This is a genomic window from Candidatus Nanohalococcus occultus (assembly GCF_029207735.1).
Classification (GTDB): Archaea; Nanohalarchaeota; Nanosalinia; order Nanosalinales; family Nanosalinaceae; genus Nanohalococcus; species Nanohalococcus occultus.
Map to the genome: position 1 here is coordinate 777,692 of NZ_CP104395.1, position 15,280 is coordinate 792,971.

The 15,280-nt window shown below is 47.1% G+C and carries 27 protein-coding genes and 1 tRNA gene; all 28 read left to right on the plus strand.

What is annotated here, in order from left to right; all coding sequences use genetic code 11:
* The first annotated feature begins 9 nt into the window (after positions 1-9).
* The 28 genes from SVXnc_RS04365 (at position 10) to SVXnc_RS04500 (ending at position 15,179) form a co-directional block, all read left to right on the plus strand.
* Positions 10-1,233: a tyrosine/phenylalanine carboxypeptidase domain-containing protein gene (locus SVXnc_RS04365; RefSeq protein WP_347721709.1), complete on the plus strand. Its 1,224-nt coding sequence runs from the start codon at positions 10-12 to the stop codon at positions 1,231-1,233.
* A gap of 9 nt (positions 1,234-1,242) precedes the next feature.
* A complete protein-coding gene (locus SVXnc_RS04370) occupies positions 1,243-1,620 on the plus strand; it encodes a PIN domain-containing protein (protein WP_347721710.1) in 378 nt (125 codons plus the stop codon).
* Between the two features lie 74 nt (positions 1,621-1,694).
* Complete coding sequence (locus tag SVXnc_RS04375) at positions 1,695-2,273, plus strand: DNA-directed RNA polymerase (protein WP_347721711.1); 579 nt, start codon at positions 1,695-1,697, stop codon at positions 2,271-2,273.
* Positions 2,266-2,454: a transcription elongation factor subunit Spt4 gene (spt4, locus tag SVXnc_RS04380; RefSeq protein ID WP_347721712.1), complete on the plus strand. Its 189-nt coding sequence runs from the start codon at positions 2,266-2,268 to the stop codon at positions 2,452-2,454. Before SVXnc_RS04375 ends, spt4 begins: the two co-directional genes overlap by 8 nt.
* 79 nt (positions 2,455-2,533) lie before the next feature.
* Entirely contained in the window at positions 2,534-3,004 is a 471-nt protein-coding gene (locus SVXnc_RS04385) for an eS24 family ribosomal protein (protein WP_347721713.1), read from the plus strand.
* Between the two features lie 28 nt (positions 3,005-3,032).
* Positions 3,033-3,230 (plus strand): 50S ribosomal protein L29, encoded by a 198-nt coding sequence (gene rpmC / locus SVXnc_RS04390; RefSeq protein WP_347721714.1) that lies wholly within the window; start codon positions 3,033-3,035, stop codon positions 3,228-3,230.
* A 3-nt stretch (positions 3,231-3,233) separates the two neighbouring features.
* On the plus strand, positions 3,234-3,518 hold the full coding sequence (gene yciH / locus SVXnc_RS04395; RefSeq protein WP_347721715.1) for a stress response translation initiation inhibitor YciH: 285 nt from the start codon (positions 3,234-3,236) through the stop codon (positions 3,516-3,518).
* Entirely contained in the window at positions 3,515-3,817 is a 303-nt protein-coding gene (yciH, locus tag SVXnc_RS04400; protein WP_347721716.1) for a translation initiation factor, read from the plus strand. Before yciH (SVXnc_RS04395) ends, yciH (SVXnc_RS04400) begins: the two co-directional genes overlap by 4 nt.
* Positions 3,818-3,853: 36 nt before the next feature.
* Positions 3,854-4,357: a GNAT family N-acetyltransferase gene (locus SVXnc_RS04405; RefSeq protein ID WP_347721717.1), complete on the plus strand. Its 504-nt coding sequence runs from the start codon at positions 3,854-3,856 to the stop codon at positions 4,355-4,357.
* A gap of 210 nt (positions 4,358-4,567) precedes the next feature.
* On the plus strand, positions 4,568-4,855 hold the full coding sequence (gene rpsQ, locus SVXnc_RS04410; RefSeq protein WP_347721718.1) for a 30S ribosomal protein S17: 288 nt from the start codon (positions 4,568-4,570) through the stop codon (positions 4,853-4,855).
* Positions 4,856-4,862: 7 nt separating this feature from the next.
* Positions 4,863-5,258, plus strand: a complete 396-nt coding sequence (locus SVXnc_RS04415) for an uL14 family ribosomal protein (protein ID WP_347721719.1) — start codon at positions 4,863-4,865, stop codon at positions 5,256-5,258.
* A gap of 3 nt (positions 5,259-5,261) precedes the next feature.
* Positions 5,262-6,017, plus strand: a complete 756-nt coding sequence (rplX, locus tag SVXnc_RS04420) for a 50S ribosomal protein L24 (protein ID WP_347721720.1) — start codon at positions 5,262-5,264, stop codon at positions 6,015-6,017.
* Positions 6,018-6,674 (plus strand): KOW motif-containing protein, encoded by a 657-nt coding sequence (locus SVXnc_RS04425; protein ID WP_347721721.1) that lies wholly within the window; start codon positions 6,018-6,020, stop codon positions 6,672-6,674.
* Positions 6,675-7,181, plus strand: a complete 507-nt coding sequence (locus SVXnc_RS04430; RefSeq protein ID WP_347721722.1) for a 50S ribosomal protein L5 — start codon at positions 6,675-6,677, stop codon at positions 7,179-7,181. It abuts the gene before it with no gap.
* Between the two features lie 53 nt (positions 7,182-7,234).
* Complete coding sequence (locus SVXnc_RS04435) at positions 7,235-7,408, plus strand: 30S ribosomal protein S14 (protein ID WP_347722423.1); 174 nt, start codon at positions 7,235-7,237, stop codon at positions 7,406-7,408.
* Between the two features lie 8 nt (positions 7,409-7,416).
* Positions 7,417-7,803: a 30S ribosomal protein S8 gene (locus SVXnc_RS04440; RefSeq protein WP_347721723.1), complete on the plus strand. Its 387-nt coding sequence runs from the start codon at positions 7,417-7,419 to the stop codon at positions 7,801-7,803.
* Positions 7,803-8,327 (plus strand): 50S ribosomal protein L6, encoded by a 525-nt coding sequence (gene rplF, locus SVXnc_RS04445; RefSeq protein WP_347721724.1) that lies wholly within the window; start codon positions 7,803-7,805, stop codon positions 8,325-8,327. The genes SVXnc_RS04440 and rplF overlap by 1 nt, the downstream gene beginning before the upstream one ends.
* The gene (locus SVXnc_RS04450) at positions 8,324-8,668 is read left to right on the plus strand and encodes a 50S ribosomal protein L32e (RefSeq protein WP_347721725.1); all 345 of its coding nucleotides are present in this window, start codon (positions 8,324-8,326) and stop codon (positions 8,666-8,668) included. The genes rplF and SVXnc_RS04450 overlap by 4 nt, the downstream gene beginning before the upstream one ends.
* Positions 8,661-9,113, plus strand: coding sequence for a 50S ribosomal protein L19e (locus SVXnc_RS04455; RefSeq protein WP_347721726.1), 453 nt, complete (start codon positions 8,661-8,663; stop codon positions 9,111-9,113). Before SVXnc_RS04450 ends, SVXnc_RS04455 begins: the two co-directional genes overlap by 8 nt.
* A complete protein-coding gene (locus SVXnc_RS04460; protein ID WP_347721727.1) occupies positions 9,113-9,622 on the plus strand; it encodes a 50S ribosomal protein L18 in 510 nt (169 codons plus the stop codon). Before SVXnc_RS04455 ends, SVXnc_RS04460 begins: the two co-directional genes overlap by 1 nt.
* A complete protein-coding gene (gene rpsE, locus SVXnc_RS04465; RefSeq protein ID WP_347721728.1) occupies positions 9,619-10,275 on the plus strand; it encodes a 30S ribosomal protein S5 in 657 nt (218 codons plus the stop codon). Before SVXnc_RS04460 ends, rpsE begins: the two co-directional genes overlap by 4 nt.
* Positions 10,276-10,623, plus strand: coding sequence for an uL30 family ribosomal protein (locus SVXnc_RS04470; RefSeq protein ID WP_347721729.1), 348 nt, complete (start codon positions 10,276-10,278; stop codon positions 10,621-10,623).
* Positions 10,624-10,675: 52 nt separating this feature from the next.
* Positions 10,676-11,101, plus strand: a complete 426-nt coding sequence (locus tag SVXnc_RS04475; RefSeq protein ID WP_347721730.1) for an uL15m family ribosomal protein — start codon at positions 10,676-10,678, stop codon at positions 11,099-11,101.
* A 1-nt stretch (position 11,102) separates the two neighbouring features.
* Positions 11,103-12,521 carry a preprotein translocase subunit SecY gene (gene secY, locus SVXnc_RS04480; protein ID WP_347721731.1) on the plus strand — a complete coding sequence of 473 codons (1,419 nt, stop codon included), beginning with the start codon at positions 11,103-11,105 and terminating at the stop codon, positions 12,519-12,521.
* Between the two features lie 92 nt (positions 12,522-12,613).
* A complete protein-coding gene (locus SVXnc_RS04485) occupies positions 12,614-13,354 on the plus strand; it encodes an EMC3/TMCO1 family protein (protein ID WP_347721732.1) in 741 nt (246 codons plus the stop codon).
* Between the two features lie 50 nt (positions 13,355-13,404).
* The gene (locus tag SVXnc_RS04490) at positions 13,405-14,364 is read left to right on the plus strand and encodes an RNA-guided pseudouridylation complex pseudouridine synthase subunit Cbf5 (protein WP_347721733.1); all 960 of its coding nucleotides are present in this window, start codon (positions 13,405-13,407) and stop codon (positions 14,362-14,364) included.
* A gap of 32 nt (positions 14,365-14,396) precedes the next feature.
* On the plus strand, positions 14,397-14,981 hold the full coding sequence (locus SVXnc_RS04495) for a hypothetical protein (protein ID WP_347721734.1): 585 nt from the start codon (positions 14,397-14,399) through the stop codon (positions 14,979-14,981).
* Between the two features lie 109 nt (positions 14,982-15,090).
* Positions 15,091-15,179 (plus strand) — tRNA-Ser (locus SVXnc_RS04500).
* Positions 15,180-15,280 lie beyond the last annotated feature (101 nt).

Sequence of the window (15,280 nt, forward strand, 5' to 3'; positions counted from 1 at the left end):
ACCATAGACATGAAAGTTCAGGGCCTTAGACAGCTGGAAAGTGTCGAAAATCCATCAATAGAGTTCGATGAAGAAAATCTTATCGAAGAGCTTTCCACAGCAGCCAAGATACTGAAAAACAAAGCATCCTGGACCAAAAACGTAGGAATAACTAACAAATACGAGGAAAAACAGCGTTTTCTAGAAGAATGGGATGGAAAACCAGATTTCCAACCCGAATTCAAGTTTAAACAGATTAAATACGATAAAGAAAAGGTTCTGGACGTCCTCAATCAGTGTCAAGAGGCCGCAGGAAAAATCACGGCAGAGGAACTCGAAAGATACGGCGCCGAGACACTGAATGAAAAAGACTTCCAAGAGTTTTTCACCCAGATTTTCGAACAGTTCACGCTTTTCATCGAACTTGGTGCGAATATAGAGAGCTTTGAAGACTGGCACGAGTTATGCGGACAGCTATGGACTATGCCTTCTGAAACCGAAGTTGAGAGATCAAAACAAGAGGTTAAATCAATTGAAAAAGAAGATCTTGAAGAGAAACTGACGGCAGACGATCTTAAACAGATGTTTGAAGCGGAATTTGAACGCCTAGGTATTGAATACGAGGTTGAGATCAGAGATGTCGGAGGCTGTTTCAATATCCCAGAAGAACGGAAGCTGATTGTTGCCAGAGGGGACGGAGAGGAAAGAAAGTTCTCAAGAAAGGAAGCAGAGATGCTAACCGTACACGAGACCTTTCACTCAGTAAGAGCATACAACGGCTACATGGCCGGTGAGAAATCAGGTTTCCCGGATATACTTGGAGTTGACACCCCGTTCTACGATCAGACCGAAGAAGGCGGAGCGATCTACAGAGAGCATCGAACAGAAGCCAGCTACCCGAACCAGAGATTCGACTACCACCTGAAACGTATAGTTGCCTACGAAATACACAACTGTGAGAACTACCAACAAGATTTCCAGAACATAGTGGAAACTGCCGTCGAGTACGGAGCAAGTCCGGCAAGAGCATTCACACTTGTAGCCCGTAACCGAGAAGTTTTACGCCATCAGATCTACCAGACCGGCTACGAAGAATGGGAGGACAAAGAAGAGATCTGGCCGCTTTTAATCGGGAAGATCAACCATGAGTGGGCAGAAAAGCTCAAAGACGAGGTTGAAGCCGGAGGAATGTTCCAGGAACCCTCCGTCAGCGAAGAACAGCTCTTCGAGTTCAGTTTTAAAGACCAGAACTAAGTAGGGATTATGACGGAAAAAATCCTCTTGGACACTAATTTCCTTGTCGCACCGTTCCAGTTCGGATTCGATATATACGACGAGCTGGAGAAAATGTTTCCATACGCAGAATTATACACTCTAGAAGATGCATTACAGGAAGCAAAGTCGATCAAATCCGGAAAGTACAAAGAACTTGTTCCGAAGATGCTGGAAAAACAAGATGTAGAGCTTTTGACAGCAGAAGGTGACGAAGAGGTCGATGACCTGATCGTAAACATTTCAGACGACTTCATAGTCGCTACAAACGACAAAGAGCTGAAAAGACGTTTGAAGAAGAAAGGTCGACCGGTAATAATCATCCGCAGTATGACTCACTTGGAAGTTGTAAACTCCGAGGAGTACTAAATTTTTCTGTATTTCAACCACCTGAGTTCAAACACCATTTAAAACTTGGCTCGAAGTTCGAACATGTTTCTAAGATGTACAAGAGGCTGACAGTAGAGGACAAGGTTCGAGTTCCCCCGGAACATCTCGGTGAGGAAGTCGAAGAAAGCGTAAAAGCAGGACTCCGAGAAGAGGTAGAAGGAACGATAAACGAGCAGCTTCAAGGGGTTGTTGTAGGAGTTGAAACCGTCAACCATGTAGAGGGCGGAACTATAGAGCCAGAAGACGCTGGCGTACACTACAACGTAGAGTATACTGCGATTGTTTTCACTCCAGAACTCCACGAAGTTGTAAACGGAGAAGTAGTAGATATTACAGGCTTCGGAGCATTCATCCGTATCGGACCGTTCGACGGACTATGCCACGTCAGCCAAGTAATGGACCAGTACGTCAACCATGATGAAGAAGCAGAGATGCTTGTAGCAGAGGACTCAGAGTTCAACCTACAGGTCGGAGACGTTGTAACCGCCAGGATCATCGCAGTCAGCCTTGAAAAACAGGAGACCAACAAGATCAACCTGACAATGAGACAGCCAGGTCTCGGTAAAGACGAATGGATCGAAATTTACGAAGAAGAACAGGCCGAAGCCGAAGAGGAACAAGAAGATGAGTGAAAAGGCTTGTAAGCAATGTAACAGAATCGTAGAGGACGCAACAGAGTGTCCTGTATGTAAGAACAACGATCTCTCCAGTACGTGGAGCGGAACAGTTGTAATCTACAACCCTGAAGACTCAGAGATAGCAGAAAAGCTAGGCGTCAAAACCCCTGGCGAGTACGCGATCAGAGTCAAATAATTTTTTAGAGGAAAAAGATACTATGTACGAATTTCAAAGAAATTCTGGACACGCAGAAAATCGCGGAGGCGATTTTTGAATGGAAGCAAAAATTGAATCACTAAGACACAACCCGCTTCTCGAAAGAGCGGAAATCACAGTAAACCTAGATCACGAAGGGGAAGCAACTCCAAGCGAAGAAGACGTCAAAGACAGACTCTCAGCCGAACAGGACTGGGATAAGGACAGCATCGAAGTCGAGACCATCAAGACCGGCTTCGGATCGAAGTCTTCCGTCGCAACACTGAAGCTTTACCAGGAAATCGACCTCGAACAGTACGAGGATAAGCTTCAGGAAGATACAGTTGCCGAACCGGAAACATCAGAGGACGTACAGGACGAATCCTCGACAGGAACAGCTTACAACGACATCGTCTCCGGCACAATCGGAGAGGCAAAAGACGCTCTCAACGAACTTGAAGACGTCGACTGGGACGCCGCAGTTGAAGCAGAAAAGGAGAACAAAAACCGCACAACACTAATCGACTGGCTTGAAAACCAGTTAGATTAAAACATTTCAACAACAGAGGTATAGTATAATGGCTATTCTACGTGCGGACGATATGAGAGACATGGAGGATTCGGAACTCCATGAGAAGATGAACGATCTACAGAAAGAGCTTGTAGAAGAGCGAGGGCAGATCGCTGTAGGAGGATTCGCAGAGAATCCTGGAAGAATCAGCGAGATGCGCAAAACCATCGCTCGAATCCAGACAGTTCTAAACGAGCGAAACTGAGGCATGCCAGACGTACCAGACGAATTCGACCCGTTTGACCAAGTCTCGAAAGCAGATCAGAAGATAGAGGTCTACATCGACACTCGAAGCTACAACAAGGAGATGACTATTATCTCAGGTTTCGATGAGAACGTGGATCTCGATGACCTATCCTCCAAGCTGAAAACCAAGGTAGCAGCAGGGGGAACAGTCAAAGATGGAAACATCGAGCTACAAGGCAACCACCTACACCGTATTGAAGATATTCTAGCCGAGGAAGGCTTTGACAACGTAGAGGTTCAAAGATGAGTGTATGCCCGGACTGCGGGATGGAAAAAGAACTCTGCGTATGTGACTCGATGGCGAAAGCCGAGCAGACAATCACCGTCAAGATCGATACCCGTAGCTACAACAAGGAGATGACGATTGTAGAAGGATTCGACAACGAAGTCAACCTTGATACACTTTCCTCCAAGCTGAAATCAAAACTGGCTTGCGGAGGAACCGCAAAGGACGGACACATCGAACTACAGGGCAACCACACTCACCGGATCAAAGACGTCTTGGTCAAAGAAGGCTTCGAACGCAGCGCAATCAACGTCAAGTAAAAAACGTTTTCAACATATCTTTCCCACTATTTTTCTATGCCTGGAGCAGTTTTTCTGGAAGGAGAAAGCATAAATCTTAGAACAGTCGAAGAAGAGGATTTAGAAACCCTTAGAGACATCGTAAACCAGCGGGATGTACGGCGTTTTATCGGACACCGCGAACCACTGAATCTGGAGGATGAACAGGACTGGTTCGAAAACTATGAAGGACTAGTACTTACAGTATGTGTAGACGGCGAGGTTGTTGGCAACATTGCCTTGAGGGAAAAGGAGCCGAATGTCGGAGAGTTCGGAATCATGCTTGACACCGAACATCATGGCAACGGATACGGAACCGAAGCCGTCGAACTAGTAATCGAGCATGCCTTCAAGCAGCTAAACCATCACAGAGTTATGGCGCGCGTGGTCGATACAAATGAAAAGTCTAGCAGAGTCTGGGAGAAACTAGGTTTTACTCTAGAAGGCGCTATGAGAGAGCATGTCTACATGGACGGAGAGTTCCGAGACATGAAGATCTACGGGCTTTTGAGAGAAGAGTGACCGTAGAAAGAGAATGTACTTGCGACATATTACGTGTTGAAAGGACAAGCTGATACGAAGTAGACTAACAGTACGGGTTTCAACACTTACAGGTGAACGTCCTTTAAAAGAGTTGGAGTTGTTTGTATGTTTACAGTTTCAGGTTAGATTGGTTTTACCTATTAAAAGGTTGGCCGATCAGTCGAAACTGTCGAATAGGTGTAAATACACGTGAGCAATGATTACGCAGAAATAGCAGAACAAGAGGATGTCTCCATCAGAGGCGGAGTTTTTGTCGGAGAAGTACAGTCGACGAAAATGCAGAAATCCGCAACGGTAAGATGGGAATACACAGAAAAGATTCCAAAGTACGAGCGTTACGAGAGACGTAACACTAAGATAACGGCTCACGTACCGGAAGATATTGAAGTAGAGGAAGGCGACCAGGTCCGCGTTGCGGAAACCAGGCCAATCTCCAAGACAAAATCACATGTAATCGTTGAGACTATCGAGCAGTGACTTTTCCATGAAGCCATTAGGTTCTAACATTACAAGGACTCTAGATACAGGTGCCGAACTAACTTGCGCAGATAACTCCGGAGCAAAAAGACTTGAGATCATCGGTGTCAAGTCCCGTAAAGGACGTAGAGGGCGCAGAGTAGCGGCAGGAGTCGGCGACCAGGTAACAGTGAAAATTCTGAAAGGAGATCAGGAGGTCAAGCACCAGGTCTTCGACGCCGTGATCGTACGTCAGGCAAAGGAGTACCAGCGTCCGAACGGAACACGTGTCGAGTTCGAGGACAACGCAGCAGTGCTTGTCGAGGAAGGAGTTCCTAAGGGAAACGTCACACGCGGACCTATCGCAAAAGAGGTAGTCCGACGATTCTCAGCGATCGGCAAGATCGCATCACAGGTAGTATAATTTATGACAGATAACTGGAGCAAGAGCTGGAACAACAGTCAGAACCCAAGTAAACAACGCAAATACAGAAGAAACGCACCTCAGCACGTCAAGAGGAAGCTGGTTTCGGCCAACGTTTCCAAGGATCTACGTGAAGATCTAGGAACCCGAACCATCAAGCTGAGAACCGGGGATCAGATCGAAGTTAAGCGCGGAGATCACAGAGGAGAAACCGGTATTGTAAACAAGGTAGATTATTCTAGCGAGAAAGTATACGTAAACGGCATCACAGTTGAACGCCAGAACGGTACAGAATCACAGATTCCTTTGAGACCTTCCAATCTTCAGGTCGTCGCAATGAACGTTGACGATGACATGAGAATGGAGAAATTCGACATCACCGAAGACGACTTCGCAGATATTGAAGTCGACGAAGAAGAGATGGAGGAAGCTCTCGAGGAAGACGATGAAAACGAAATGATGAAGCAGATGCAGTCAGGTGACTCATCGATCGACATGGACGAGATTGACGAAGACGAACTCGAAGAGATCAAAGACCAGGTCGAGGAAGCAGAAGAGGAAGAGTCTGAGGAAGATTCCGAATCCGAAGAAGCTGATGAGACAGACTACAGCGGTGTAGTCGATAACAACATCGGCGATGCGAAAGACGCATTGAACGAGATGGAGAACCCTGACTACGAGGCAGCTCTTGAAGCTGAGAAGGCAGGAAAGAACCGGAAAACATTCGTTGACTGGTTAGAAGGTAAGGTGAACCAATAAATGACACATAACAAGAGACTTCCGGCTCCGAAGCATTATCCTATCAACAGGAAGGAATCGTCTTACGTCTCCGAGATCAAAGGATCTCGAAGCAGAGACACCGCGATCCCAACAGTAGTATTCTTGAGAGAAGTCACAGAGTACGCTGATAATGCGAAGGAAGCCACAAAGATCGTTAAAGAAGGTAAAATTTTGAGAAACGGAGACAAACTGAGAGACATCAAGCAGGGTATCGGCGTACTTGATGTAGTACAGTTCCCTGATACAGAGGAATCTTTCCGAGCTGTAAAGCAAGGTAAGAAACTTGTTTTCCTTCCGGTTACGGATGGAGACAAGGTGGCAGCCAAGATTCTCGACAAAAGCGTTGAAGGCGACGAGTTCGTTTACCGGCTTCACAACGGAGAGAACTTCCGGACAGAAGATGAGTTCTCAACAGGAAACACTCTTGTTTTCAACGACTCCGTCAAGGAAGTCGAGTTAGCTGAAGGAAATCAGGCTCTTGTAATCGAGGGATCTCACGCAGGAGAGAAGGCTGAGATCAAGGAAATCAATCGTAGAGGAATGAAGCCTGATACAGCAACAGTTGAATCGGACAGAGAGTTCGAGACAAGACTCGGAAACCTTGTAGCAGTTGAGAACCTAGAGGTGACCAGATAAATGAACGAGATGAAACAGATCGAAGTCAGCAAAGTAGTAGTAAACATTGGAGAAGGACAGGTAGGTCAGGGCGTAGAGAACGCAGTAAGCCTACTGAAGAAGCTTACAGGTAAAGAACCTGTTCGCACAGAGTCCAAGGATGAATCCAAGTCCTTCGGTCTAAGAGAAGGACTGAACATTGGAGCAATGGTAACTCTTCGAGGAGAAGAGGCAAGAGAGTTCCTCGAGAAAGTCGCTCCAGCAGCAAACGAGATTACAGATGGATCCTTTGATGGCAACGGGAACTTCGGTTTCGGAGTATCCGAGTACATCGATGTGCCAGGAGTCGATTACGACAGCGACATCGGCATGAAAGGATTCGAGGTAGCGGTAAGCCTGGAAAGACCGGGTTACAGAGTTAAGAGACGTAACCACAAGCCTTCCAAGATCGGAAAGCAGCACAAGGTATCCGATCAGGAAGCCAAGGAGTTCGTGAAAACCGAGCTGACACTAGAGGTGACCGAATAATGATGAGTTATGAACGAGTGTTAGAACAGATCGAACATAAGAAAGGAAAGAGACTGAAGTTCGAGAAACATAATGCTCCGAAGAACAGAGATTACGGAAAATCCAAGAAAGAATGCAGAAGATGCGGAAGAATCGGACGCGGTATTATCTCCAAGTACGGACTTAACTACTGCCGACAGTGCTTCCGTGAAGTAGCCGAAGACCTCGGCTTTGAACAACTCAAGTGATCTAACAGATGCAACACGATACACTTTCAGACGCGATCAGCGCGATCAACAACGCAGCAGATATAGAAAACAATCACGCAACAGTTTCACCAGCAACGAATCTGATCAAGAACGTGCTGATTGAACTACAGCAGGAAGAATACATCGGAGTTTTCGAGCTTATCGAAGACGGCAAAGGCGGAAAGTTCAAGGTAGAAGTGGAAGATATCAACCAGTTCGAACCTGTTAAACCGAACTTCTTTGTCAAGGCCGATGAGTACACAAAGTGGGAGAAAAGATTCCTACCGGCTAAGAACTTCGGACATCTGATCGTCACAACACCGAAAGGAGTTATGACACACAGAGAAGCCAAAGAAGAACACGTAGGAGGAAAGCTCCTGGGGTATGTTTACTGATGGCATCAGCACAGCTACCTGAAGGCTTCAAAGCAAGTTACGAAGACGGAGTTCTAACCGTAACCGACGGAGACAACGAAGTAACAAAGAAGATGGAGCATGCCCTCATCGAAGTAGAGGTAAGTGACGATGAAGTAATTTTCACAGCACTTACTTCGAAGAGAAACGTAGAGAGCATTACAGGAACTTTCAAGAGCCACGTAGAAAACATGGTAGAAGGACTTGAGGAAGCACACGTTTACGAGCTTTCAGGAGTCTACGCACACTTCCCTATGACAATCAAACAGCAGGGAGATGAGATTCATCTTCAGAACTTCATGGGAGAACGGAAGGACCGTGTTATCGATGTAATGGAAGGAGTCGAAGTCGAAGTAGACGGCGATGACCTGAAGCTTACAGGAAACGATAAGGACGCAGTAGCACAGACAGCAGCCCGTATCGAACAGGCCTGTCATAAAGGCGACCGTGATCCAAGAAGCTTCCAGGACGGAGTTTACATCACAAAGAGAGGTAAGAAACAATGAGCAAGGATTTCAAAAGAGAAGACGCACACAAGCACAAGAGAGTTTCATCCGGTAGCTGGAGAAGCCCTAACGGAACTCACAGCGATATTCGCAGAGAGGTCAAAGGAGCAGCTCCAAAGCCTAAAGCAGGACGAAGAACTGACAAATATGTCAGAGGCAAACACCCATCGGGTTACGATGAAGTGCTTGTCAACCGACCCGTTGAACTAGAAGACCTAGACAGCGAAACTGAAGCAGCAAGAATCGCTGGAACAGTCGGTGGAAAGAAGAAAGCACAGATTCTCGAGAAAGCAGATGAACTCGAGTTAAAGGTACTAAACAGAGGAGATACAGATGAGTGATCTAAAGAGCCAGAGAAGAATGGCAGCAGAAGTACTCGGCGTAGGAAAGAACCGTGTATGGATCGACCCTGAGCAGGAAGAGAAGATTGAAGAAGCAATCACACGTCAGGACATCCGCAACCTAGTTGAGAGCGGAGCGATCGACAAACGGGACGTTGAAGGTACTTCGAAAGGAAGAAGCAGAAAAGCTAAGAAGCAAAAGCAGAAAGGACGCCGTAAAGGACACGGTTCCCGTAAAGGACGGAAAACTGCTCGTAAATCAGAGAAACAGGACTGGATGGAAAAGATCCGTTCAATCCGTAAACGTCTCAAAGAGATGAGAGACGAGGAAGAAGTCACACAGGAACAGTACCGGAAGCTTTACGACATGGCTAAGGGAGGGTTCTTCCGTGACACAAAACACCTGGAAAACCACGTAGCCAACAAGCTAGAGAGTGTAGAATAATGGCAGATTCATCAAACTACAGAGTAAAGAAGAGAAGAAGACGAGATCAGGAAACAGACTACCAGAACAGGCTAAGCCTACTGAAGAATGGAAAGCCTCGAGCAGTAGTCAGAACCTCAAACCAGCATACTAGAGTTCAGATCTCCGAGTTCGAAAGAGAAGGAGACCGGAACACAGCACAGACAGTATCCAAGCAGCTAGAAGAGTTCGGCTGGGATCACAGCACAGGGAATCTTCCAGCAGCATACCTGACAGGATTCCTGGCAGGAATGAAGGCTGATACAGACAAAGCAGTGCTGGATACAGGGCTTCGAAGCATCAAGGCAGGCGGACGGACATTTGCCGCTGTACAGGGCCTGAACGATGCCGGAGTACACGTCCCTGTAGGAGAGCAGATGGTTCCTGAAGAGGGACGTCTTCACGGAGAACACATCGAAGAGATGAAGGACGTAGAGATCTCAGATGATGTAGAGTCCGTAAAGGAAAGTATCGAAGGTGAACTACAATGAGTGACAGAGACGAAGCAGAAGAAGTCTGGAATCCGAAGACCAAGCTAGGTAAGAAGGTCGCTAACGGACAGATTTCAAACATCAAGGACGCAATGAACGCAGATCAGCCAATCATGGAACCGGAAATCGTAGACCAGCTGATCAACCTGAACGAAGAGGTAATCCTGATCGGAGGAACACCAGGAAAGGGAGGAGGTAAGAGAAGAACCGTCTCCAAACGTACAGCACGGATGCACAAATCCGGCGCACGTTACAACACAAAGGCAATGGTTGTAGTAGGCGATAAGAACAACGTCGTAGGCCTTGGATACGGAGAGGCAAACGACACCCGTGCCGCAATCGAATCAGCTACACGTGAAGCCAAGCTGAACCTTATCGAGGTACAGCACGGCAGCGGAAGCTGGGAAGATCAGACAGAACACACAAGCTCAATTCCTATCGAGTCAACCGCAAAGGTTGGAAGCGTACAAGTAAGTCTGAAGCCAGCACCTAAAGGTACAGGACTGGCAGCAAGCGATGACGTCAAGAAACTCCTTGAACTAGGAGGAATCAGCGACGTCTGGGTACAGACACAGGGTAAGACACAGACAAGAGAAAACCTGTTGAAAGCTTCATTCGAAGCACTCGAGAACATCAACGAGGTAGTCAAGTAAATGCTAGCAGCAGTAAGAGTACGAGGACAGGTAGACGTCAAGGAAGACATCGAGTACACACTCGACAATCTAAACCTAGAGAAAAAGAACCAGCTAGTAGTGTTCGACGAATCCGATGCCAACGAAGGCATGATGAACAAGGTCAAAGACTACATCACTTACGGAACAGTCAGCGAACAGCTACTTGAGAAACTGGCAGAGAAAAAAGGCTCGGAAGTAGAGTCCGGAGACGCATTCTCCTGTAGACCTCCTAAGAAAGGTTACAAGGGAACACGGTCTCAGGTCGGCCAGGGCGGATCACTAGGTAAAAGAGAAGACATGGACGAACTAGTCCAGAGGATGGTGTAAAAGATGGAAATCACAGATTTCCGGAAAGACGAAAACAGGAGGTTTTCAACTAATGACTAAGAGACGTTCCAAGAAGAACAAGTCCGGGAGCCATGGATACGGATCAAGCAAGAAGAACCGTGGAGCAGGAAACCGCGGAGGACGTGGCAACGCAGGACGCGGAAAGAAGGCAAAGCACAAGAAAATGACGAAAGACGGGATCCACCAGCTCGGTGAGAAAGGATTTAACTCCCGGAAAGACCCTCAGAACGGAATCAATCTCAGAGATATCGATCAGAGAATTGAAGAGTTCGTTGAACAGGGCGCAGCTGAAGAAGAGGACGGAGAGTACGTCTTCTACGCTGAGAAAGCAGGTTACGACAAGATTCTAGGTAAAGGACGCCTAACACGGCCTGTTGAAGTTCACGCTGAAAACTTCTCATCCTCCGCAGAGGAAAAGATTAAAGACGCGGACGGACAAGCCATAACTGAGGAGTAAGATGTCTTCTACCCTGATGAAGGTAGCAGGTTTTCTACCATCAGTAAGAGAGCCTGAGAAAGAGCAGTCCCTGAAAGAAATGCTTTCATGGACCGGAGTAGTCCTACTGCTTTACTTCATCCTAGGGTCAATCAACATTTACGGAGCTGACAGCCAGGCGGTAGCCCAGGCGTTAACTCAGCTTGAAACTATGCAGACCATTTTAGGCGCACAGATCGGTACGATTATCACGCTCGGAATATCTCCTATCGTTACATCCTCGATTGTATTACAGATGCTTGTAGGATCTGAGCTACTTAACTGGAATACAAACACACAGCAAGGAAAACAGAAGTTCCAGGCAGCTCAGAAAGTACTAGCATACTTACTAGCAGTTCTAACCGGTTTCGGTTACGCAATGGGCGTATTCGGCGTAGGAATGAACACGCCAGGAACACTTGCCGTAGTAGGAAGCCAGATCGCTCTGGGAGGAATGCTGATCATCCTCATGGACGACCTAGTACAGAAATGGGGATTCGGATCAGGAGTAGGAATATTCATCGCAGCCGGAGTATCGAAAGCAGTATACATCACAGCTATCTCCCCTCTAGCACAGGGAGGCTCACCGGCACCGCTTTTCTGGACGGTAGGCGGAACACCTGTAGGACAGATATTCAAGGCAACACAGACCACAAGCCTAGCAGGAATGTTCTCAGAGTTCCTACCAGTAATAATGACAGCAGCAGTGTTCCTAACAGTAGTATATCTACAGGCAATGCGTGTTGAAATACCGTTAACGCTTGGAAACACCAGAGGTTTCGGGCAGAAATGGCCTCTGAAGTTCCTCTACACATCAAACATGCCTGTAATCCTGATCGCAGCCGCAGTTTCAAACATTAGAATACTAGGAACAACGCTGACAGCAGCAGGGTCATCATCAATCTTCGGAACCCTGAGTGCCGACGGACAGTTCACATCAGGACTTGTCTCATGGCTCAGCCCTCCGACACAGATAATCGACAGCCTGCTGACCGTGGGATTCACAGCGATCACACCGATAGATATCTTCCACGTAATATTTTACACAGCAATCTACGTGGTAGGATCGACAGTGTTCTCGATCTTCTGGATGAAGACATCCGGTCAGGATGCTGACTCGGTAGCCCAGCAGATCCACGACACCGGCATGAAGGTCCCAGGATTCCGCAGAGACACCCGTGTAATCAAGAAAGTCTTGAACCGTTACATCCCAGGACTGACAATTCTATCCGGAGCAGTAGTCGGACTACTGGCGGCAGTAGCCAACATGACCGGAGCAGCCGGAGGAGGAACAGGAATCTTGCTTACAGTCATGATCCTGTACAGACTGTACGAGCAGCTCGCTCAGAAACACATGGAAGAACTTCACCCAGCTCTCAAGGACTTCATGGGCGCATCGTAAAAAACCACATATCAACCCCTACTTCTTGAGCCAGCAGTGACAAAAAAAAGGAGATCAGCGAGTTTAAAAGCATCTATGGAGGATAACAATACATGGTCGCGGAACTAGCACCGATACTTACAGCACTTTACAGTTTTTACAACGTGGTCTTTCAGCCACTGCTAGCTCTCGGCCCGTATGCGTCACTAGGGTTTTTCTCGGTTTGCCTGGCAGGACTGTTTTCACTAATATACTGGCATTTCCTTGACATAGAGAAAGCAGACAAGCTAAAGGAAAAAATGAGCCACCACCAGGATAAGATGAAGGAGGCTCGAAGTAACGATAAAACAGACAAAGCCTCCAAGCACATGCAAAAATCCATGGAGGTAAACCAGGAGCTGATGAAGGAAAACTTCAAGCCGATGATAGGCACGCTTCTGTTCGTCACACTGATCTTTCCATGGCTGGGCGCAACCTTCGCACCAACAGTCCAGCTAGCAGAGACCTCTCCAGGAATGTATGAGGGCAACCTTACGTTCGGAGAACAAACATCTCTGATAACAGTGAACAACTCGACAGGAACACCCGTAGTTGAGTACGACAGCCAGCAGGCAAAGGTAGGAGAGTACTTCGATGCCTCAGGAGTTACATGGGACGTAAAGAAGGTAGGAGAGAAATCACCGGGTTTACTGTCAAGTTACGAGGGCAAGTTCGTGAAAGTCAATGCGATGTTCGTAAAACTGCCTTTCAACATACCGATCCTGGCAGGAAACGAGTTGAACTGGCTTGGATTCTACATCCTGATCGCGATGCCGCTGACATACGTATTCAGGAAGCTGCTCGGTGTAGCCTGAAAACCAATTCAGTGTATCGTATGATAAGAGTTAAGGAATCTCAGTAAACTATGGTCGAATGGTACACACGAGAGGAATCGGAGCCAAGCGAAGAGTTCGGAACAGTACCCTCTCAGAGAAATGTAGAACAGCTACTTGAGAAAAGCTTCATAGTTATAGACAAGCCCTTCGGCCCTACATCCAACCAGGTATCTTCATGGATCAAAAAAGAGTTGAATCTTCACAAGACCGGGCATTTCGGCACACTTGACCCTAACGCAACCGGAGTCCTACCAGTAGGGATAAACGGAGGTACAAGGATCCAGAGAGTTCTAAGCCAGTCAGAAAAAGAATACATTTTCGAAGCAGAGCTAACACAGGACCGCGCCGAAGAAGACATCGAAGACGTACTAAAACAGTTCCTAGGGGAAAACCAGCAGACCCCTCCGGAAAAATCAGCTGTGAAAAAAGAAGAGCGCAGCCGGGAAGTCTATGAAATAGAGCTACTGGAAAAAGACGGAAAGAAAATTCTAGGCCGTGTAAGATGCGAATCAGGTTTCTACGTAAGAGTATTGATCGAACAGATCGGAGACGAACTGGATGTAGCAGCGGATATGAACGAGCTGCGTAGAACCAAACAAGGATTTCTGAGCGAAGAAGATACTTGTAAGATACAGGACATTGTCGATGCCTACCATTTCTACAAAGGTGATGGAGATGAGGAAAAGATCCGTGAACTCGTACATCCAATAGAGAACGCTGTAAAGGACATACCTAAAGTCGTTGTCAAAGACTCTGCGGTCAACGCCGTAGCGAACGGATCGAAGCTGGGAACAGCAGGTATCTCGAAGCTACAGGACGGTATCTCGGAAGGAGATATGATCGCGGTGATGACGTTGAAAGGAGAGTTGATCTGTATCGCAGATGCTTTGATGAGCAGCGAGGAGATGTTCAGCGAAGACGGAGATGCGGCCGCACCGGAGACCGTTCACATGAAGCCTGAAGAGTATCCAAAACGCTGGGATCAGTAGAGGTTTTCAAGTTACTTGTCGAATAATGGTTTATGGCGACTAAGCTAATAATCCCTCCAGAAAACCCAAAGTTGGATGGAGTGGCAGCAGCATTTGGATATTCAGAGTACCTGAAAAAGCACGATGAAAGCCCGGCAGCCGCAGCATTCGGCGAACCGGACAAGCAGGCAAAATACCTTCTCGACAACATAGAAGAATCAATTTCAGATGCCTCATACCACCTCTACAGCATGGAGGAAATCGTAATAGTAGATGCAAGTCACATGAGACAGCTTTCCACCCGGATCAAGCCAGGGGACGTCAAAGAGATAATTAACAACAAGGACGATGAACTACAGGAAGACATCTTCACAGAAGCAAGCTTCGAGATCGAAGATGTAGCAGCTACCTCGACAATCATCGCTGAAAAGTTCAAAAACAGCGATACAGAGATCAGCGAACAGGCAGCGAAGATGCTTTACGGCGCAATCGTATTTGCCACAGACGATCTTGAATCCGAAAACACTACAGATCGAGACCGTGAAATGGCTGAATGGCTGAAAGGAAAACTCGAGATCGAAGACGACTTCCTGGCCAAGCTAACTGAAGGAGAGATCCCAAAAGACGAGGACGAGTAAAGGCCCTCAAGCCACACTTCCTATCATATTCCTTTTTAACCAGCTAATTTCTATCTGGATTCGAACCGACTCTTAATACCGTTTCCCTTCAATTAAAGGTATACGGCCTGCCGGGATGACAGAGTCTGGCCTATTGTGCCGGTCTTGAGAACCGGTGACCCTTGACGGGTCTCCAGGGTTCAAATCCCTGTCCCGGCGTATTCCTCAAATATTCAGGATTTGATGCGAGAAGCACTCTACGACTGCTTCGGGTTCAAATCCCTGTCCCGGCGTTTTCTAGCTTAGTATTATAATCGAGT